The organism is Halalkalibacter wakoensis JCM 9140 (assembly GCF_000513095.1).
GTDB lineage: Bacteria > Bacillota > Bacilli > Bacillales > Bacillaceae_D > Halalkalibacter > Halalkalibacter wakoensis.
Genome location: NZ_BAUT01000072.1, coordinates 1 through 19,010, shown reverse-complemented (window position 1 = coordinate 19,010; position 19,010 = coordinate 1). Strand labels below are relative to the sequence as shown.

Sequence of the window (19,010 nt, the reverse complement as noted above, 5' to 3'; positions counted from 1 at the left end):
AAGCACTCCTTGAGGCTTAAAACATTACGACGGCTTCGCTCAATGCTTCGCCTGATAAGAAAAAGGGAAAACCACCCTTTTTCTTATCAGGCTATAGCACCATTGCAGCAATCCAGCCGAAGATAAACAGCGGGATATTAAAATGGATAAATGTTGGTACGCATGTGTCCCAAATATGATTGTGTTGACCGTCTGCATTTAAACCGGCAGTTGGCCCTAGTGTACTGTCAGATGCTGGTGCACCGGCATCTCCTAATGCTCCAGCCGTCCCGATTAAAGCAATGATTGCTAGCGGGGAAAATCCGGCTGCTAGCCCAAGTGGGACAAACAAAGTGGCGATAATTGGAATCGTTGCAAATGAAGAACCGATTCCCATTGTAATAAATAAACCAATGACAAGCATTAATAAAGCAGCAGCTGCTTGGCTTTCTCCAACAATTGACCCCGCCTGTGTTACAAGCAAATCAACGTGTCCCGTTTCACGGATAACAGCTGCAAAACCTGATGCAGCAAGCATGACAAACGAGATAAACGCCATCATTTTCATACCCTCTGTAACAACTCCATCTGCTTCCTTCCACTTTAGCGAACCACTTGCAAGTAGAACGACTAGACCAGCAAGGGCTGCGATAATCATCGATCCAGAAAGTTGCTGTACAACAAGAGTCGCCACAATTGCAACAATAGCCGCTGCCACTGACAACCTTGTATACGTTTGTTCCTGAACAGGTGCCCCTACAATTGGACGGTCTTCATACTGCCTTGTCTTTTGATATGTGATAAAAATCGCAATGAGTAATCCTACAACTAGACCGATCGTCGGTAACGCCATAGCTTTTGGTATATCAGAAAGAGCAATAACTAAACCGTTCTCCTCCATGTTATCTGCCACAATCCCGTGAAAAATCAAACCAAACCCGTATGGCAAGAAAATATATGGTGCTGTTAAACCGAACGTTAAGATCGTTGCAATTGCACGGCGGTCCACTCCCAATTCGTTTAAAATCTTAAGAATTGGTGGGATCAAAATCGGGATAAACGCAATGTGGATCGGAACGACATTTTGAGAGAAACAAGAAACAATCACGAGTAAAAAGAAAATAAGTGCCTTTGAAAGAGCTTTTTTTCTTGAATCTTCATTTCGGCCTACGAGTTTAATAACCCAAGCCACCATCACGTCCGGTAAACCAGTACGAGCAATCGCTACAGCAAATGCCCCTAAGAGCGCATAACTTAGAGCTACTGTTGCACTTCCTCCTAAACCACCCGTAAAAACATCTACCGTTTCATTAAAACCTAATCCTCCAATTAATCCGCCAGTTAATGCACCAATTGCTAGAGCAATCACGACATGAACACGAACTAAACTTAAAATCAACATCACTAGTACCGCTATTAGAACTGCATTCATCTTCTCAAATCCTTTACTTTGCTAAATCACTAATATATTAAAGCACTCAACTAAACTATCATTATATTACTATATTGTCAACACGGGATCTTTTTTGAACAAGAAAACACAAATGCTCCAAATCTCAACTAGCAAAAGGTTTGCCAGCCTCCCACTCTCCCCTTTGCTTCCTTAATGAAAAAACCCTAATAAATGAAAAGAGCACTGAATAAGGGGAAACTCCTTTTCAGTGCTCTATACATCACCCAGATATCTTCTTCATCCATTCCACAATTCCTACATTCTCTTCTAAACGTAGCTCTTCTACATTTCTATGCCCTAGAATCTTTCCCTCTTTGATCAGTACGACTTCATCTAAAATCGCCTCAATCTCTTTGATTTCATGGGTTGTAATGACAACAACTTGTCTTTCCAAATCAATAAAGGAGATTAAACCTTTTACAATGGAATCACGTACCATTGGGTCAAGTCCGGAAAGCGGTTCATCCATTAAAATAACAGGCACCTCTCTTGAAAGAGTTAATACAATCTTCAATCGTCCACGATTTCCTTTAGAAAGATGCTTTAATTTTGCGTTACGGTCTAAATTCATAAATGTCCGAATTTCTTCTGCTTTTTCTTGATTGAAATCAGAAAACTGCGAAGCAAAAAAATCAATCGTTTGACCTACATTATAAAAACCGTAATAGCTATCTAGCTCAGACAAATAAGAGACTTGATTTGCAATCCGATTTACCTTTTTCCCGTTTATTGTAATCGAACCTCTTGTAGCCTGCGTCAAACCTGCTAGTAATTTTAATGTGGTTGATTTCCCACTTCCATTTTCTCCGACAAGACCAATGATTTTTCCTTTTGTTAATTCAAGCTCTACATCGTTCAAAGCTACTTTGGTCAAATACTTTTTTGTCACACCACTTAAGTTAATCATCAAGCGTCACCACCTTGTCGCTTTTCAAGTACAGCTTTAATCCATCCTCTATCTCTTCATTCCCATAGCCCATTTCATGCATCCCTTTTACAAATGTGGATATTTCTGCTTCCTTTAGCTTCTCTCTCATCTCCTGTAAACTCAGCTCATTTTCCGTAACAAACGTTCCTTGCCCCCGTCTCGTTTCCACAATTTTCATCCCCTCTAACTCGCGGTACGTTCGTTGCACCGTATTTGGATTAACACTTGCTTGTATGCCCATTTCACGTACGGAAGGAAGCTTGTCACCAGGCTTTAATTCTCCACGCAAAATTTGTTTTTTAATTCTTTCAGCAAGTTGACTGTATATAGGTTGTGATGATTGAAACATATCTGTCATTTTCATTACACCTCTACTTTTCGGTCAAGCATCCAGCAAGCTGCAGTAAATAACGCGACTACAATAACAGCTTCAAACAAGTAGGAACCTAAGAAAAAGCTATGACTTACTGCTTCTGTTAACACTTCCGTTCCTGTCTCTAGATTCGTCGTAATGCTTATGTTATTAGTTAAGTCAGTAACATATATTTCTCCCCATTGTGTAAGAGTCTCGTAAATGTTCGTTGATTTAAGAGCATTATAAAGACTAGAGGAAGCTACAAATAGTGCAAGAGTGGCCAATAAGCTTAAAAAAGCTCCTATATAGCGGTTAAATAATATATGAACGACCCAAAAAAAGATTGTAAAACAAGCAAAGCTAATTGCTAGTAAAATAAGATGAACCCCTCCTAACATTCCAATTTTCGTTAAATTAAAGAATTGTAGCTCCTCTGAAAATTGTGTCGCTTGGTTAATCGTTAGTAATAAAGTTGTTCCTGTTATTATCAAAGTCACAAGTAACGATAAAAAACCTGCTGCCAATTTTGCTAGTAGTAGCCCATATCCAGGCATCGTACTATGAAGCCACAGATGCAACTGTTTCTTCTCTGCTTGTAAACTAATCAGCATGTAATAAATTAAGTAGAACGTCAACAAACCTGTTGCCATTAGCGAAACGAACATAACAGCTTCCGAAGCAAGGTTATGACGCGACCCTATATAAGCTGCAATCCCAATAGAAATGAAAAAAGTAATAATGGGCATTAAAGAAGCAGATAGTCCCAACCTCATCTCTTTTTTCATTAAACTTACCCATGAATTCATTTATAAACCCCTCCCACGATTAAATGTATTAGTGTATTAATCAAATAGTACACTAATACAAAAATCTTTTCAATAGATAATTACCTATCTATTTCCAATGGCCTACTCTGCTTCAACAAAAAAAAGACTGCTGAGATTTCTCTCAACAGTCTTCTCTTCTTTCATTATTGAGCTGCAGCAATTTCTTCTTCAAGCAACTCTAGCATCGCACGACCTTCATCACCGACAACTTCATCACGGAAGAAGTCACGAACTGGTAATGCTAACTCACGGAACGCTTCACGCTCAGCTTCTGTTAATTCAATTACTTCCGTAGGATTCTCTGTATCTTCAATAATTGAATCTAACAATGCTTCGTTCATCTCTGCTTGCATTTCAAATACTCTTGGTTGCATTTCCTCAACTGTTTCATCAATTAATGCACGAATTTCTTCTGGTAAACCATTGTAGAAATCAGGGTTTACAGTCGTCATCGCAACATAGTTGTTGTGGTTTGAGATCGTCATATGATCTTGTACTTCGTGGAATGACGCATCTTCAATAAAGAAGATTGGATTTTCTTGCCCATCTACTACACCACGATCAAGTGACGTGTATAATTCAGACCAACTTAATGGAGACGGATCTGCTCCATATGCACGATAAGACTCCATAATTAATGGTGATTCTTGTGTACGCATTTTAAAGTTTTCAAAATCAGCTGGTGTTCGTAATTCATTGCTTCCTGTCCACTGCATAGCTCCTTCTGTAAAGAATGCTAGTGGTTTGATATTGTGTGCCTCATACATACCAGCTAGGTCTGTATGTAATGCTTCACTTGTATTTAGAATTTCTTGAGTTACCTCTTGATCATCAGGGAATAGGAATTGAAGAGCAAACACTTGACCTTCAGCTACCATACCACCAGTAAATCCTGGAGAAATAATAGCAAATTCAACGATTCCATTTTGAAGTTGTTCTACCTGGTCAACCTCACTACCTAATGCACCAAATTCAAAAACATCAATGTTAATTTGACCATCTGATTTTTCATGAATTAACTCAGCAAATTCTGCAGCATATTCATACTGGACTTGCCCTTGAACTTCCTCTGTAACAAACTGCCAATTATACGTTTCTTCTACTGCTGGTGCGTCATCTGTTGCTCCACCTTCATCCACAACCGCTCCATCATCTGTTCCCGCATCTTCACTACCACAAGCAGCCAAAGCTAATGATAACGCACTTACTGCTGCAAATGTTTTCCATCCTCTTTTCTTAAAAAACATCAAATACCCCCTAATTTTCTTTGCTTTTATTCTATTTAATAGGAACTTCTCAGCTATAATAAAAAGAGTGAGATTTCCTCAAATAGTATGATCAACACCGATGCAATCAGCAACATCACAATATACGGTGGTGTCCCTTTAATAACATCTAAATACGATTTATTGAATACCGCACTGGCGGTAAATATATCGACCCCAAACGGCGGAGTTGCTGAACCTAAAGCCGCTTGGAACACAATCACAACCCCTAAATGGATGGGATCAACTCCAGCTGCCATTGCAGCAGGATAAAAGATTGGCGTTAAAATTAAAATCACCACAATTGGATCAACAAACATACAGCCTATAAAGAAAAAGATCGCAACAATGATGAGGACATGTAAAGCTGTCGGATCCGTTCCTAGTACGGTTTCTGTTAACATTTGTGGAATTCTCGCATAGGAAATGAGCCATGAAAATGCTTGCCCCGCTGCAACAAGAATAAAAACAGCCGATGTTACAAGTCCTGTTGATAACGCAATTCTAGGAACGTCTGGTAGTTTAATTGTCCGAAAAACGAGTAACTCTAAAATTAATGCATAAAGAACAGAAATTCCTGCAGCTTCTGTCGGACTAAACACACCAAAGTAAATCCCACCTACAATAATGGCTGGAAAACCTAGTGGGAATAAAGCTCTAACTGTTACTTCCCTACGTTCTTTCCACGAATATTTCTTTGCTTTTGGTATGTTATAAATTTTCGCGTGAATGTAGCTATAAATAGCGAACATCCCGAAAATAAGCAAACCTGGTCCAATCCCAGCAATAAATAAATCCCCAACTGATACACGCGGTGCTGCTAATGCGTAAATAATCATCCCAATACTCGGTGGGATCAATAGTGCTATATCACTCGCATTGATTATTAAAGCAATAGCGCTTGAGTCTTTGTACCCTACAGATAAGAGTCTTTTGCGCATTGGGCCACCAATAGCCACAACCGTCGCTTGTGTTGATCCTGATATTGAACCAAATAATGTACAAGCCGCAGCTGTTGTAATGGCGTACCCACCTCGTAAATGCCCTACAAACGCTCCAACAAAGTCTAATAGCCGTTTCGATGTTTTTCCTGTAGACATAATGTCAGCTGCAAAGATAAACAGCGGAACCGCTAGTAGCACGTAAGACGAGATTCCCTCCATCATCTGTTGAACGAGGAACATGGGGTCAACGTTTGGCATAAAGAAAAGAACAACAACCATTGAAGCAGCCATCATTGGTATCATCATCGGGAAGCCTAATAGGAGCAAAACGATCATAATCGTTAACATAGTTGCTATCATTCGTAGTTTCCTCGCAGTCTTTGTTTAATTTTTCGTTGATTCATTGATTTAACCCTCATTCATTACGAATAATCCTTTTTTTCTTGAGCCAAATAGACTTCCTTCTCTTTAATGTTTACCCACATATTTCGTAGAAATTGAATGCCTCCTAGCACGAAACCAATTGGAACGAATACCGCGAACAAATAGACTGGAACTTGCATCGCTGTCGTGACTCGTCCTGATTCAACTAGAGAGATGAAATAACCGTAAGCAAACACAGACAACGTAAAGAGAACGATCGCAGTCACGGCTGGAATGAAAATGGCAAGCGCTTTTCGAATAGGAAATGGGGCTAAATCATAAAACGCAGACATGCTAATATGTCTTCCTTTTCTAGCTGCATAACTAATTCCCATGAAGGTTGCAACCGTAACGGCGAACCTGCTTACTTCTTGATGAAAAGCCCAACTAGAACCGATAACAGCACGGCTAATGACATTGCCGACAACCATTATCGCAATTAATATGATGGAATAGCTTAAGATTTGCTCTTCAATCTTAACAATCCACTTATCTAGCATTCGCAATGCCTTCAATGATTGCCCTCCTTTTTACAAAATAGTCAAACTACATAAAATAATTCAAAAACGATACACAAGACTCATTTTACTGGAAGAATGTTACCAACTCAAACGTGATATGATGGCTCGTTTTGCTATAAATTTGCATTTTGTAGCATGAGCCTAGCTAACAACATCGATATAGCATTATCCTCTTTTCACCGCTTGTATAGTCGTGAATGCTTTCTTTCAAAGAAAAAAGGGTTTGACCAAGCCACTTATAGCGGTTAGCCAATACCCTCTTACGTCTATTCCTACTTTTCTTTGTTTATGACAACTTGTGCTAACGTTCTCGTCATGGCCCCTGTGCCTCCTAAAGGACCGAGGTTGGATGCTTTTGATTGCCAAGCTGTTCCTGCAATGTCAAGGTGAACCCATGGAGTTTCCTCTGCGAATTCTCCAATAAACAAACCAGCTGTAATGCTTCCAGCTAACCTTCCTGGAGCATTGTTTAAATCGGCAACATCACTTGATTTGAGCATTTTTTTATATGGAGCATAAGTTGGGAATGTCCAGATCCATTCATCCGTTTCAATAGAAGCTTCTACAACTTCCTCCATCCAATCATTATTATTCGTGACAGCTCCAGTTGTACAATCGCCTAATGCAATCATAACTGCCCCTGTAAGTGTCGCGACATCAATTAAAGACGTTGCACCTAACTGTTTTGCATACGTTATGCCATCAGCTAAGATTAGACGGCCTTCTGCGTCTGTATTTCGTACTTCAATCGTTTTTCCACTTAAAGAAGTGATCACATCACCAGGCTTTAATGCAGAGCCATTTAATAAGTTTTCGGATGACGGAATCACTGCAAGAACATTTACCTTTGGCTTAATTGATCCGATGATATCCATCGCGCCAAGAACCGTTGCCGCTCCACCCATGTCCATTTTCATCTCGTGCATATTCTCACGAGGCTTAATCGAAATGCCGCCTGAGTCAAATGTTAATCCTTTCCCAACGAACCCTACGAGCTCCTCTGATTTTGGATCCCCTACATATTTTAAGACAATCATTTTCGGAGGTTGATCACTACCTGCTGCCACTGCTAATAGGGCTCCCATCCCTAACTTCTCCATGTCTTCACGCTCAAGTACTTCAATCTCAAAACCATGTTCGTTTGCTAGTTCGTTTGCCTCTTCCGCTAAATCAGTTGGTGTCATTAAGTTACCTGGTGTATTCACAAGCTTGCGAGCGCGATTTGTTCCCTGTCCATAAATATAACCAACACGCGCTGCTCCTACCAAATCTTCTTCCCCTAACAACGCCACTTGTTCAATAGACACCTCTACTTCATTGTTCTTTTCTTTATAATTTAAAACCGTATATGTACCTAAGGCCAAGGCTTCTCCAATTAAAACCGCAATATCGTGCTTCTTTACTTGTTCGCTTGCCAAACTCTCTACCAAATATGCTACTTTGCTTATTTTGTCTTCCTTCAATTGTCGGCTCACACTAGCTAGAGTCTCTCGAACTGATTCTGTTGTAGATTCCACTTTCTTCCCTAAGCCAATTACATATAACGCTTCCACTTGGCTATTCCCTAACGTATATAAAACCGTTGTTTGACCTTGTTTGGCTATTTTTTTTGCTCTTTTTAATTTCATTACTTGTTGTGCCAGCAACTTATCGATCTTCTCTACTTCCTCATGAAAAGGTTCTCCCTCAAAAATTCCTAAAACCAACGCATCATGTTGATTAAGATCTTCTACATTTGTAACCATTTGAAACATTTTCACTCACTCCTTTTTTCGTTCTATTAATTATACAACGTCAGGCTACCTATTTCGACATCCGAAATGATTTTCTTTCGATTAAATCTGTTTCGTTTACGAACACTACAAACGAAAGAAGCGTTTTATGTTATAATGGAGAGCAATCTGACTTCATTTTTTCAGTTTGATTTTTTCTGTAAAAAACAAGTTTAAAACAAAGTGCTAGAAGGAATAAGCAACATTATAGTTCGATAGGAAAGGACGTAATCATGGAATTATTTCAAAATTTCCCATTGTGGGCAGCATTATTCGCGATTGGTTTTGCTCAATTTGTCAAAGTACCTCTTGCCTTTATTGCCACAAGGAAATGGGAATGGTCATTATTAACAAGTACCGGCGGAATGCCAAGCTCACATTCAGCAGCTGTCACAGCGCTCTCAACCGCCATTGCTCTTGAATTCGGTCTAGATTCTTCTGTTTTTGCCATTGCCGCTGTTTTTGGCATTATTGTTATGTTTGATGCGACAGGGGTAAGACGCCACGCTGGTTATCATGCTACGGTTATTAATCAGTTGGTTTCTGATTTCAATAAGCTAGTGGTAGAAGTAAAGTCATGGCCGAAAAAAGAGGAAACGGAAAAAAGAAAAGAATTAAAGGAATTATTAGGTCACCAGCCAATTGAAGTGTTTTTTGGGGCTCTACTTGGTATTATCCTTACCTTGGTTCTTCATGTTATTGTGCACTAATATTTCGTTACTTTTTACATACGAGGAGATTATAGATGAGACTGATATCCATTTGTCCAAGCAATACGGAATTACTTGCATATTTAGACCTTACCACTCACCTTGTTGGAGTTGATGACTTCTCAGACTGGCCAAGCTCTATTTTAGAACTACCTAGGTTAGGACCAGACTTATCGATCCGAATGGATGATGTTGAATCACTAAAACCCGACTTAGTACTTGCTTCTTTAAGCGTTCCAGGGATGGAGAAGAACGTCGAGGAGTTAAAAAAAAGAGGAATTCCTCATGTAGTCTACAATCCTAATTCTTTATCGGATATTAAAGACAACCTAATTGACCTAGGTAAACGAACAAATAAAGAAGCAAAGGCCGCAAAAGTGGTTGAAAAGTTTGAGATGATTCTTCAGGAGTATACACAAAAAGCTCAAGAGGTGAGCAAACCTCGTCTTTATTGGGAATGGTGGCCCAAGCCTGTCTTTACCCCAGGAGGAAAAAACTGGCTTACTGAAATTAGCCGCCTTGCTGGTGGAGAAAATGCGTTTGAACACATTGATCAGGCTAGCATTCAATCTAACTGGGATGAAGTCTACGAGAAACAACCGGATCATATTTGTTTAGCGTGGGTCGGCATCCAAACGGAGAAAGTAAAACCTGAGCTTCTTTGGAAAAGACCAAATTGGTCGTCATTGTCTGCTCTAAAAAACAATCATGTTCACGTGTTAGAAGAGCCTCTCTTTTGTAGGCCCTCACCACGACTCTTACTCGGTCTAAAAAAATTAGCCTATTTGCTTCACCCAGAGGTTATGCCGTTAGATGACGGTCATGACCCGCTATTATAATCACAAAAAAGACGAGGCTGTCTCAACCTCGTCTTTTTTCCATTTTAATCAAACATTTGATTCCGGAATACTTGAACAGCCTCATCATCGTTTAACCTCTGAAATTCCTCTTCAGATAAACTGCCATTTCCTTTTTCAACTACATAGACTTCTACTTCTTGTTTGCCCCAATTGTTAAAGACATCACTTACGGTTTCATAATACAAATCAATTTTATTGCCTTTTATCGCTGATCCCGTATCAGCTACTACACCGTATCCATAACCAGGAATAAACAAGACTGTCCCAATCGGGTATACACTTGGATCCGCTGCAATGGTTGAATATACATCACGCTTCACTTGCACTCCAGAAAATGTAATCCCATAGCTTGGGTCTCCTGGACTTTTCCCTGTTGATTCATATCCTGCTGTATAGCCTGTAGCAACGACTTTTTGCGAAGGGTATTTAGACCAATCAACGGCCTCTTCCAGTGAGACTTGTTTAGATTCAACTACTTCCTGCGACATCGACTGTTCTTCCGTTTTAACATTAGGCAACGACCTCAACTGAAACGAGCTTTCTTTATAAGCATTGTCTCTAGCTGTATGTATCACCTCTTCATATTCCTGAACCAAATTTCCCTTTACCCATTGTTGAAGTTCGGCAGCACTTACGCCTGAAAATGTTTGAAACGTAGTAAAAAATGCAGCTATAAATAGGCCGCTCATAAACAAACGACGACCAAATGTTTTCATTCTTACCACAAAATTCACTCCTCTCTTGAATTCAGCATCCCCAGAGAGGTCAAATCTTATACAAAAAAATTGAGCAAACCTTTCAGAAAAACAGAATACTTTAGCGAGGCACAGCAAAACGACTCGACATCTTTTCCTAGAAGAAAAATAAAAAAAGGCAGCTCACTAATTGAGCTAACCTTTTAAAACATTTGATATCCTCTTACCCGTAGCATCTTAATAACAATTCCTGCAACAATCGCTCCAACAAAGCCACTCGTTAACACTAGCACATCGACAAAATGCAAAGCGCCTAGATCCGATAGTAGCATTGAAAATGATGCTGCTGGTGCTGTCAAATAATCAAAAAACCCTACATTATCAACAATTAAAATCACGATAATCGGGTAAATAAATGCCATAACCCAAGTTGAACGCAAAACCATATTTAACAAAAATCCAATCCCAAAAAATAAAATTAGGAACAAGACCATTGAGATTACTAACTGTGGCAAATTCACCTTTTGCACCCCCGTATTCTTTATAAGTTTACTGAACACGGGTGATTTTAGTCAACTCATGTACTATGAACTTTGTGTCAAAAACAAAAACATTGTAACGTCTTACGATATTTTACACATAAAAGAAACGCCTACAAGTAAAAGAATTACTTATCTTCTGACTCAATTCCTTCTCCATTGCATTGGTTGCACGTTTCACTACCACCGAGTAACAATTGAAAATAACCTGCACCTTTACAGTATGAACATTGATGTGTAACGGTCTCTATATATTTTTGCCTCATTTTTTGTCTCCCCCATTATAAAAAGAGTAATTATATATTATCAGAATCTTCCCAAAACTAAAACTCCGTCACATTATCTCACTAACTCATGTAAGCGCAAACAAATAGACTTCTCTTATTATTTTGTGATTTTTCTTACTTTTTTAAACATAAATAAAAAAGCGAATGCAGAAGCACTCGCTTTTTTCATTGAATCTCTATTACATCGGGCTTTTCCCTCGTTTTAACACAAGACCCGGTCCACCTAATAAGAATAAGTAGCGGTTATCGATCATCTTTTTCATAAAGTGAGCAGATGAACCGAATAATTTTCTCGTTCCGACTACACCGATTGCCTCTTTTCCTCCAAGTGACGCAACCGTCCCTTTAATATCTGGCTTGAAGGTTTTTAGTGAGTCGCCTTTCATAAGAGCTTTAATGTTTGTTGCACATACTTCAGCCATTTGCATCGCAATTTGAGCAGTAGGCGGGTATGGACGATTAATTTCTTCATTAATCATTAGGGCACAATCACCAATAACAAAAATGTTATCATGGCCTGGCGCACGTAAATCTAAATCTACTTTAATACGTCCACGCATGTTTTCGAAGCCTGATTTGTCTATGATGGAGCTTCCTCGAACACCTGTAGCCCAAACTACAGTAGATGCTTTGATCTCATCACCACTTGCAAGCGTAACACCTGTTTCTGTTACTTCTTTAATTGGACAGTTGATCTTAAATTCAACGCCACGGCTTTCAAGAAGATTCATTCCGTATTCTACTAATTCAGGATCAAATCCAGGTAATGCTGTTGGTGCAGCTTCAATCACGTACATTTTTACCTTTTCTTTCGGTACATCATAATGAGCGCACAATTCTGGTAATCGCTCAGATAATTCCCCGATAAATTCAATACCAGTAAAACCAGCACCTGCAACGATAAAGGTAAGTAGCTCGTCCTGTGGTTCAGGAGTGTTATTGTATTTAGCAAATTGATATTCAATATGTTCTTTCACTTCACGAGCACCGTTTACTGTCCATTTACTGAATGCATATTCATGAACACCTGGAACACCAAATGTTTCTGCCTCCGCACCTAGACATACAACTAAGTAATCGAATTCAATTTCACCATTTTGCAGAAGTACTTTTTTCTCTTCACGCTTAATTTCCACAACACTATCTTTTACGAACTTAATTTTGTTAAGATCAAGCACACTATTGATAGGCATACGAGTACGGTCTGGCGATAATGTTCCAGCAGCTGGCTCGTGTAACCAAGTCGTTTGATAATGGTATTCGTGCTTGTTCACTAATGTAATATTTGCTTCGTTGTGCCCTAATTGCTTTGTTAGTCGAGTAGCTGTAATCATTCCCGCATAACCCGCGCCAAGAATTACGATATTTGGCTTTTTCAACTTCATCACTTCCATCTTCTAATTAAATTTTGCCTTACTATACTTTCTCCCGAAAAACAACATTGTGATTCTTTTCACGAATAATGATATAATAATAGCTAATTCATATAGAAAATTCGTAAAAAGCTCACAAAACCCACCTCTAATAATAAGTTTAAACTTTGTTTTTTTCAACATTTTTTTAAAATTATATCTTATCAAGATTTTCGCTTCTCATTTTTAATGTAAACAAAGAAGGAATTTCTTATGCAAGGAAATCCCTTTCAAACACAGCAAAAAAGCCCTTCTTACCAAAAGGTAAGAAGGGCTTTTCATTAACAGTCTTCAGGTGTACCTGCATTTGCAGCCGTTCTAAATGAAGAGCCGCACCCACAAGAAGCAATTGCATTCGGATTATCAATGGTAAATCCGCCACCCATCATATTTTGCTTGTAATCGACAACAAGCCCTTTAATAATTGGTTCACTTTCTTTATCAACCAAAACAGATAAGCCATCTATTTCAAGTAATGTATCTTCTTCATGCTTTTCGGAGTCGAAACCCATCCCATAAGAAAGTCCACTACAGCCGCCACCTTTTACACCGATACGAAGCATTAAGCTTTGATCACCTTCAGCTTCCATCATATCTTGGATTTGGCTCACTGCTGCCTCTGTTAATGTAATCATGACATCCCTCCTAATCGCTGTTACGATTAGTATAACCGTTATTCTTTTTAACCTCAAGAAACGTGCTCACCTATTTTTTAAAATGTAAGGGAACGTTCCCACGTTTTTGATTGAGGATTCAATAAAATAAACTTATTATGCGCGCGATCCAATTCTTGACTATAATGAAGAACGATAGGATGACTTAACCCGTATTGTCCAGCTGCTGTTACCATCTTTTTACGGAGTTCTTCAATCTTATCCATATTAGCTTCATATTCCAATACTTTGCTCATCTCCACCATCCTCTCTTTTGCCTAATATATACTTCAAGTTATATACTTAAAACCCTGCTAACAATCGATTTTTTCACAATACTTCCATATTTAGAAGTACGTTACCTTTTTAAAAACGACTGTATTTCTTTCATTAAACCTATTCAGATAGTATAATAGTAGGCAAACACGAAAGATCTTACTCACTTAATTAATATAATTCTATAAAAACAAGCATATTCCTTCAAAAAAATGAATGAAAATAGGAAATATGTTACGGTTTGTTGAAGAATTGGAGGACTAGAACGGATGGGAACAATTATAACAGATACAAAACTTGAAGTCATTGGCGAAAAAGTGAATAACGGTATACGTTTAACGATTGAGGATGGCCTCTATTTATTTGAGAGTCCTGATTTATTAGGAATTGCTCAATTAGCCAATCAAGTGAATCAGAAAAAAAATGGGGATAATGTCTATTTTATAGAAAATATGTACATTAATCCAACAAACGTATGTGAAGCAAACTGTGGCTTCTGTGGGTTCAAGCGCAAACCTGGTGATGAGGGTGCTTACACAATGGATAGTGACGCCCTACTTGAATATGTTGAAAAACGATGGAATGATAACATCCGTGAATTTCATATCGTCGGCGGACACAACCATGAAGTTCCTTTTGACTATTACTTAAATACGATTCGCACACTTAAGAAGCATTACCCTAACGTTACTGTGAAAGCATACACAGGTGCAGAAATTGAGTTTTTCTCTCGTATTTCTGGACTAACTATGAAAGAAGTCCTAGAAGAATTAATTAAAGCGGGACTTGATACCCTTCCAGGTGGAGGAGCAGAAATTTTAACAGAGCGCTATCGTTTAAAAATGAGCCTGATAAAGCGTCTACTGATCAATGGCTAGAAGCACATGAAATTGCTCATAACCTTGGCTTAAAAACACATGCGACGATGCTATACGGATCTATCGAGTCAAAAGAAGAACGCCTCATTCACATGGATCGACTCCGTACATTGCAAGATCGTACAAATGGGTACATGGTATTTATTCCACTCGCGATGCAACCGCGCAGCATTAATGCCGGGATTAAGCGTCGTACAACAGCTTATGACGATATGCGTACACTTGCGATTAGTCGCTTAATGCTTGATAACTTTGATCACATTAAAGCGTATTGGATCAACATCGGTGTTCAGTTGACGCAAATGGCTCTTACATTTGGTTCAAGTGACATTCATGGTACACTAATTGAAGAGCGGATTTCACATGCTGTTGGTGCCTTAACCTCTTCAGGTATCACTCGCGATGAGCTTGTTTACCTTATTAAAAGCGCTGGAAAAACTCCAGTGGAGAGAGATACCTTTTATAACATTATCAAAACATATTAAAAAGTGTTGGTGTAGGCCCTTCATTATTATGATGAAGGGCTTTTCTGTCTTGTTAAGCGCATCATGGGTATGATTGACTTTTTCATTACGATCGGCTCTCTTCGGGGCTTCATCTTCTCTGTGAGTGGCCTTCCCCATTCTGATTCGGTTCTCTTTCGGCCCTCATCCGCCCTATGAGTAACCTTCTCTTTCTGATTCGGCTCTCTTATGTGATTCATCACATATAAACGTCGTTTTCTATGAGCCAACACGACAAGAAAACAAGCCAGATTGGTTGCCCCACCTAGCTTGTTTCCTGTTAAACAAACATTTGTTTAGAAACCTTAAACAAACATTTGATCAATTATTTCCTTCCAAAAACGCCTTCGCAAATCACTTCAGCAGCTCCCGTCATTAGCACATGGCCATTTTCAAGCCACGTAATTTGCAAATCACCACCAAGCAAATGAACCGTTACTTCCTTCCCTTTCTCAGCTTGCCCATTTAGAATGGAAGCAACAACCGCTGCACAAGCGCCTGTCCCGCATGCTTGCGTAATACCAGAACCTCTTTCCCAAACACGGAAGTGAATTTCTGTCTCTGATACAACTTCAACAAACTCCACATTGACCCATTCAGGAAAACGCTCATCCTTTTCCATCTTTGGACCAATTTCATCAACTGGCGCCTGAGAAATATCGTCAACAAACATCACGGCATGAGGGTTCCCCATAGAAACAGCTGTCACCTTAAATGATTCGTCATCAAGCAAGAACGGCTCTGCTACTACTTGCTCTTTGTCTTCTCCTAGCATCGGAATGAGCTTCCTTGCTAATACTGGTTTCCCCATATCCACAGTGACTAATTGAACAACTCCATTTTCCTCGTGAACAGTAGCTTCAACTAGTCCGCCTAACGTTTCAATTTGAAATGTTTTTTCTTTCACATAACCGTGTTCATATGCGAACTTCGCCACACAGCGCAAACCATTTCCACAGTTTTTCGCCTCAGAACCATCGTTGTTAAAAACACGCATCTTAACAGGTGCTTTTTCTGATGGACAAACTAAAATCATTCCATCAGACCCAATTCCTTTATTTTTATCAGCAACTTCAATAGCTAAAGAAGCAAGCTTGTCTTCATCAAGCGTTTGTTTAAACAAATCAACATATATATAACTATTTCCTAATCCGTGCATCTTTGTAAAATGCATATCTTCAACCCTTTCTAAGCTGCTTATCTGTCCAAAAATAATCCTCGTCCGCTTCTAATATAGTAAGTTTTCCGTTGCAGCAAGGTAAAATCAATATGGTTTTAATTCCTTCTTCAGCTCTTTTAAAATCTTTGTTCTTCATGTTTGTTAATACATTTTCCGAACCACAAAATGGACATGTTTGTAAATAAATATCATCATAAAGGCGCTCGTAAGGCCAAGAATTGACAAAAGGAATAACATCCATTAGCTGCACCTCCCTTTTTAAAACATTGGGTTTTCTTCCAGAAATTCATATATATTATCAACTAGCTCTTCTGTTGTTTCACCTGATACATATTCTCCATTTACTAAAGCAAATAATTCAACAGCACAGTTACCACATGAGTTTAAACAGCCATATTCTATAATATCAAGGTTAGGGTCTTTCTCAAGCTCTTCCATTGCTTTTTGAGCCCCACTTGCTAAATTACTTAGACAAAATTCTATAATTGGACGCATTAGTCTCACCTCATCAATCTATAAGGCATCAAAAAAAGAAAAACAACTTTTTTCAGTACCCTCTCAATCTACCCCCTAATGCTACTCTCGCTTAAGAAAGAAGTCAATTACCATTGCTCGTAATTCCATTGTTCCCTAATAAAACATCTCCCCAAATGTAAACGCTTATAAAAACATTCACAAAATTGTTGTTATTTCATTCAAACATCGTTATAATCAAAACTGACCAGGGTCACTTTTGGGTGAGGAGAAAGAAAATGATCGAGCGACCAAAAAAAGAGCAAACAAAAGCAAAAATTGAAAACGCTGCCCTGATGTTGTTTCGTGAAAAAGGGTACTCTAGGACAACTGTACAGGAGATTACAAGAGCGGCAAAGGTAGCAAAAGGAACGTTTTTTAATTATTTTCCAACAAAAGATTCCATTATGCAATCGCTTGCAAATGAAGTACTACAAAAGGTTATGCCTTTTATTCAGCAACCACATTTACGCAATCGACCGCTTACGATTCGTTTGCGTTCTTATTTACAATTTATTTTAACAGACTTCGATCGGTATCCTGCCTTAACGATCGAAATGTGGAACCATGCTCTTAAAGAACAAACACTACTTTTTACACACTGGAATAGGCTAATAGAAGATGCAAAAGAACTAGGGGAAGTTTCAGAAACTGCCTCCGTTGAAACATGGACTCATATTATTCATAGCTTAGTATCATACGGTATTCAAAATTTTGCATCAGAACCGACTAAAACCCGTTTGCTCGAAAATGTAATGACTTTGGTCGAAGCCAGTCTTGAAGCAATTATCGAAAAAAGGGGACATTTATTTATGAAAAAACTCGTTATCCTTGGAGCCGGCTACGGTGGAATGCGTATCCTTCAACGTTTATTACCAGAAGGATTACCAGAAGATGTTGAAATTACGTTAGTCGATCGCTTGCCTTATCATTGCTTAAAAACAGAGTATTATGCTCTCGCAGCTGGAACAGCAGCAGACCATCACCTTCGAGTAAACTTTCCAGAAGATGCAAGACTTCAAATAAAATATGGCACGATTACGCATATAGATATTCGCGAGAAAACCGTTGAGTTAGAAAATAATGACTATATTCCATACGATAAGCTCATTATCGGATTAGGCTGTGAGGATAAGTATCACAACGTCCCAGGCGCTGCTGAATTTACTCACAGTATCCAAACGATGGATCAGACTCGGAGAACGTATGAAACTTTAAATAACACTAGGCCAAACGGAGTCATCTCCATTGTCGGAGCTGGTTTAAGTGGGGTTGAATTAGCTAGTGAACTGCGTGAGAGTCGCCCTGATTTAACAATCAAGTTATTCGACCGTGGGGAAATTATTTTATCGATGTTTCCACGTAAACTAAGTACGTATGTACAAAATTGGTTTATTGATCACGGAGTCGAAGTCATCAATCAATCCAATATCACAAAAGTAGAAGACGGCATCCTCTACAATCATGATGAAGCAATTGAATGTGATGCGATTATTTGGACAGCTGGCGTTCAACCAGTTGAAGTCGTTCGGAACTTAGATGTTGAAAAAGATAAGCAAGGAAGGGTCGTGTTAACACCACAGCATCACTTGCCTACAGATGAAGATGTTTTTGTTGTCGGAGACTGTGCCAGCCTCCCCCATGCACCAAGTGCTCAATTAGCAGAGGGGCAAGCAGAACAAATTGTCACGATTTTAACAAAACAGTGGAACGGGGAACCCCTTCCAGAAGAACTCCCGCGGATCAAATTAAAAGGAGTTTTAGGTTCACTCGGGAAAAAGCACGGCTTTGGTTTAATGGGAGAACGCACCCTACTCGGCCGCGTCCCACGTGTATTAAAAAGCGGCGTGCTCTGGATGTATAAATATCACTCTGGTTCTTAATAAAAAGTGCCTAACTTCCGCAGGGGAATGACACTACGCTTTCCGCGGGTGCCCGGTGAGCCTCCTCGGCTGTCGCCTGCGGGGTCTCACACGTGGGTCACTGCTCCCGCAGGAGTCTACGTGTCATTCCCCTGCTAGGGTTACTGTTGTGTTA

20 protein-coding genes and 2 pseudogenes are annotated in these 19,010 nt (G+C 39.2%); 5 read left to right on the top strand and 17 right to left on the bottom strand.

All coding sequences use genetic code 11. The features are described from left to right. Nucleotides 1-91 precede the first annotated feature (91 nt). The 8 genes from JCM9140_RS18215 to JCM9140_RS18180 form a co-directional block, all read right to left on the bottom strand. Nucleotides 92-1,411 (bottom strand): Na+/H+ antiporter family protein, encoded by a 1,320-nt coding sequence (locus tag JCM9140_RS18215; protein WP_034749910.1) that lies wholly within the window; start codon nt 1,409-1,411, stop codon nt 92-94. Nucleotides 1,412-1,652: 241 nt separating this feature from the next. Continuing rightward, a complete protein-coding gene (locus tag JCM9140_RS18210; protein WP_034749906.1) occupies nt 1,653-2,339 on the bottom strand; it encodes an ABC transporter ATP-binding protein in 687 nt (228 codons plus the stop codon). Further along, nucleotides 2,332-2,718 carry a GntR family transcriptional regulator gene (locus JCM9140_RS18205; protein ID WP_034749903.1) on the bottom strand — a complete coding sequence of 129 codons (387 nt, stop codon included), beginning with the start codon at nt 2,716-2,718 and terminating at the stop codon, nt 2,332-2,334. The genes JCM9140_RS18210 and JCM9140_RS18205 overlap by 8 nt, the downstream gene beginning before the upstream one ends. Before the next feature lie 5 nt (nt 2,719-2,723). After that, complete coding sequence (locus JCM9140_RS18200; protein ID WP_034749900.1) at nt 2,724-3,521, bottom strand: hypothetical protein; 798 nt, start codon at nt 3,519-3,521, stop codon at nt 2,724-2,726. A 164-nt stretch (nt 3,522-3,685) separates the two neighbouring features. Then, nucleotides 3,686-4,789 carry a TRAP transporter substrate-binding protein gene (locus JCM9140_RS18195; protein ID WP_034749899.1) on the bottom strand — a complete coding sequence of 368 codons (1,104 nt, stop codon included), beginning with the start codon at nt 4,787-4,789 and terminating at the stop codon, nt 3,686-3,688. A gap of 53 nt (nt 4,790-4,842) precedes the next feature. Further along, nucleotides 4,843-6,111 carry a TRAP transporter large permease gene (locus JCM9140_RS18190; RefSeq protein WP_034749896.1) on the bottom strand — a complete coding sequence of 423 codons (1,269 nt, stop codon included), beginning with the start codon at nt 6,109-6,111 and terminating at the stop codon, nt 4,843-4,845. Between the two features lie 62 nt (nt 6,112-6,173). After that, a complete protein-coding gene (locus JCM9140_RS18185) occupies nt 6,174-6,689 on the bottom strand; it encodes a TRAP transporter small permease (protein WP_034749895.1) in 516 nt (171 codons plus the stop codon). Between the two features lie 278 nt (nt 6,690-6,967). After that, nucleotides 6,968-8,449 carry a leucyl aminopeptidase gene (locus tag JCM9140_RS18180; protein WP_034749891.1) on the bottom strand — a complete coding sequence of 494 codons (1,482 nt, stop codon included), beginning with the start codon at nt 8,447-8,449 and terminating at the stop codon, nt 6,968-6,970. A 251-nt stretch (nt 8,450-8,700) separates the two neighbouring features. Here JCM9140_RS18180 and JCM9140_RS18175 point away from each other — a divergent pair, with 251 nt between their 5' ends. Beyond that, nucleotides 8,701-9,177 carry a divergent PAP2 family protein gene (locus JCM9140_RS18175; RefSeq protein WP_034749888.1) on the top strand — a complete coding sequence of 159 codons (477 nt, stop codon included), beginning with the start codon at nt 8,701-8,703 and terminating at the stop codon, nt 9,175-9,177. A 35-nt stretch (nt 9,178-9,212) separates the two neighbouring features. Further along, nucleotides 9,213-10,016 carry a cobalamin-binding protein gene (locus JCM9140_RS18170; protein WP_034749885.1) on the top strand — a complete coding sequence of 268 codons (804 nt, stop codon included), beginning with the start codon at nt 9,213-9,215 and terminating at the stop codon, nt 10,014-10,016. Nucleotides 10,017-10,060: 44 nt separating this feature from the next. Here the strand turns inward: JCM9140_RS18170 and spsC are convergent, their stop codons facing one another. From spsC to JCM9140_RS18140, 6 genes are all read right to left on the bottom strand, one after another. Then, complete coding sequence (gene spsC, locus JCM9140_RS18165; protein ID WP_034749882.1) at nt 10,061-10,762, bottom strand: stationary phase survival protein SpsC; 702 nt, start codon at nt 10,760-10,762, stop codon at nt 10,061-10,063. Between the two features lie 173 nt (nt 10,763-10,935). After that, nucleotides 10,936-11,253 (bottom strand): YuiB family protein, encoded by a 318-nt coding sequence (locus JCM9140_RS18160; RefSeq protein ID WP_034749879.1) that lies wholly within the window; start codon nt 11,251-11,253, stop codon nt 10,936-10,938. Between the two features lie 146 nt (nt 11,254-11,399). Next, a complete protein-coding gene (locus tag JCM9140_RS23950) occupies nt 11,400-11,537 on the bottom strand; it encodes a YuiA family protein (RefSeq protein ID WP_162232212.1) in 138 nt (45 codons plus the stop codon). A 200-nt stretch (nt 11,538-11,737) separates the two neighbouring features. Beyond that, the gene (locus JCM9140_RS18155; RefSeq protein ID WP_173585939.1) at nt 11,738-12,952 is read right to left on the bottom strand and encodes an NAD(P)/FAD-dependent oxidoreductase; all 1,215 of its coding nucleotides are present in this window, start codon (nt 12,950-12,952) and stop codon (nt 11,738-11,740) included. 299 nt (nt 12,953-13,251) lie between these two features. Then, a complete protein-coding gene (locus JCM9140_RS18145; RefSeq protein WP_034749874.1) occupies nt 13,252-13,605 on the bottom strand; it encodes a HesB/IscA family protein in 354 nt (117 codons plus the stop codon). A gap of 77 nt (nt 13,606-13,682) precedes the next feature. Then, nucleotides 13,683-13,880: an aspartyl-phosphate phosphatase Spo0E family protein gene (locus JCM9140_RS18140; RefSeq protein WP_034749871.1), complete on the bottom strand. Its 198-nt coding sequence runs from the start codon at nt 13,878-13,880 to the stop codon at nt 13,683-13,685. A gap of 288 nt (nt 13,881-14,168) precedes the next feature. Here JCM9140_RS18140 and mqnE point away from each other — a divergent pair. Beyond that, a pseudogene (gene mqnE, locus JCM9140_RS18135) lies at nt 14,169-15,262 on the top strand (aminofutalosine synthase MqnE). Between the two features lie 343 nt (nt 15,263-15,605). Here mqnE and dapF read toward each other — a convergent pair. The 3 genes from dapF to JCM9140_RS18120 are packed head-to-tail and all read right to left on the bottom strand — an operon-like array spanning nt 15,606 to nt 16,955. Further along, nucleotides 15,606-16,454, bottom strand: a complete 849-nt coding sequence (gene dapF / locus JCM9140_RS18130) for a diaminopimelate epimerase (protein ID WP_034749869.1) — start codon at nt 16,452-16,454, stop codon at nt 15,606-15,608. A gap of 4 nt (nt 16,455-16,458) precedes the next feature. Further along, on the bottom strand, nt 16,459-16,701 hold the full coding sequence (locus tag JCM9140_RS18125) for a hypothetical protein (protein ID WP_034749866.1): 243 nt from the start codon (nt 16,699-16,701) through the stop codon (nt 16,459-16,461). A 17-nt stretch (nt 16,702-16,718) separates the two neighbouring features. Next, nucleotides 16,719-16,955, bottom strand: coding sequence for a YuzB family protein (locus JCM9140_RS18120; protein WP_034749863.1), 237 nt, complete (start codon nt 16,953-16,955; stop codon nt 16,719-16,721). A gap of 257 nt (nt 16,956-17,212) precedes the next feature. Between JCM9140_RS18120 and JCM9140_RS25315 the strand changes: the two are divergent. Together JCM9140_RS25315 and JCM9140_RS18115 are read left to right on the top strand one after the other, a co-directional pair. Beyond that, nucleotides 17,213-17,326: pseudogene (locus tag JCM9140_RS25315) on the top strand (TetR family transcriptional regulator); the annotation flags it as partial. A 459-nt stretch (nt 17,327-17,785) separates the two neighbouring features. Beyond that, nucleotides 17,786-18,856: an NAD(P)/FAD-dependent oxidoreductase gene (locus tag JCM9140_RS18115; protein WP_034749912.1), complete on the top strand. Its 1,071-nt coding sequence runs from the start codon at nt 17,786-17,788 to the stop codon at nt 18,854-18,856. The last annotated feature ends 154 nt before the right edge of the window (nt 18,857-19,010 follow it).

What these genes read in the sequence shown, in the direction of transcription:
- JCM9140_RS18175 (WP_034749888.1), top strand. Translation starts at nt 8,701, where the DNA reads ATGGAATTATTTCAAAATTTCCCATTGTGGGCAGCATTATTCGCGATT.
- JCM9140_RS18195 (WP_034749899.1), bottom strand. Translation starts at nt 4,789, where the DNA reads ATGTTTTTTAAGAAAAGAGGATGGAAAACATTTGCAGCAGTAAGTGCG.
- JCM9140_RS18115 (WP_034749912.1), top strand. Translation starts at nt 17,786, where the DNA reads ATGAAAAAACTCGTTATCCTTGGAGCCGGCTACGGTGGAATGCGTATC.
- JCM9140_RS18155 (WP_173585939.1), bottom strand. Translation starts at nt 12,952, where the DNA reads ATGGAAGTGATGAAGTTGAAAAAGCCAAATATCGTAATTCTTGGCGCG.
- JCM9140_RS18215 (WP_034749910.1), bottom strand. Translation starts at nt 1,411, where the DNA reads ATGAATGCAGTTCTAATAGCGGTACTAGTGATGTTGATTTTAAGTTTA.
- JCM9140_RS18210 (WP_034749906.1), bottom strand. Translation starts at nt 2,339, where the DNA reads ATGATTAACTTAAGTGGTGTGACAAAAAAGTATTTGACCAAAGTAGCT.
- JCM9140_RS18145 (WP_034749874.1), bottom strand. Translation starts at nt 13,605, where the DNA reads ATGATTACATTAACAGAGGCAGCAGTGAGCCAAATCCAAGATATGATG.
- dapF (WP_034749869.1), bottom strand. Translation starts at nt 16,454, where the DNA reads ATGCATTTTACAAAGATGCACGGATTAGGAAATAGTTATATATATGTT.
- JCM9140_RS18120 (WP_034749863.1), bottom strand. Translation starts at nt 16,955, where the DNA reads ATGCGTCCAATTATAGAATTTTGTCTAAGTAATTTAGCAAGTGGGGCT.
- JCM9140_RS18190 (WP_034749896.1), bottom strand. Translation starts at nt 6,111, where the DNA reads ATGATAGCAACTATGTTAACGATTATGATCGTTTTGCTCCTATTAGGC.
- JCM9140_RS18200 (WP_034749900.1), bottom strand. Translation starts at nt 3,521, where the DNA reads ATGAATTCATGGGTAAGTTTAATGAAAAAAGAGATGAGGTTGGGACTA.
- JCM9140_RS18140 (WP_034749871.1), bottom strand. Translation starts at nt 13,880, where the DNA reads ATGAGCAAAGTATTGGAATATGAAGCTAATATGGATAAGATTGAAGAA.
- JCM9140_RS18170 (WP_034749885.1), top strand. Translation starts at nt 9,213, where the DNA reads ATGAGACTGATATCCATTTGTCCAAGCAATACGGAATTACTTGCATAT.
- JCM9140_RS18205 (WP_034749903.1), bottom strand. Translation starts at nt 2,718, where the DNA reads ATGACAGATATGTTTCAATCATCACAACCTATATACAGTCAACTTGCT.
- JCM9140_RS23950 (WP_162232212.1), bottom strand. Translation starts at nt 11,537, where the DNA reads ATGAGGCAAAAATATATAGAGACCGTTACACATCAATGTTCATACTGT.
- JCM9140_RS18180 (WP_034749891.1), bottom strand. Translation starts at nt 8,449, where the DNA reads ATGTTTCAAATGGTTACAAATGTAGAAGATCTTAATCAACATGATGCG.
- JCM9140_RS18125 (WP_034749866.1), bottom strand. Translation starts at nt 16,701, where the DNA reads ATGGATGTTATTCCTTTTGTCAATTCTTGGCCTTACGAGCGCCTTTAT.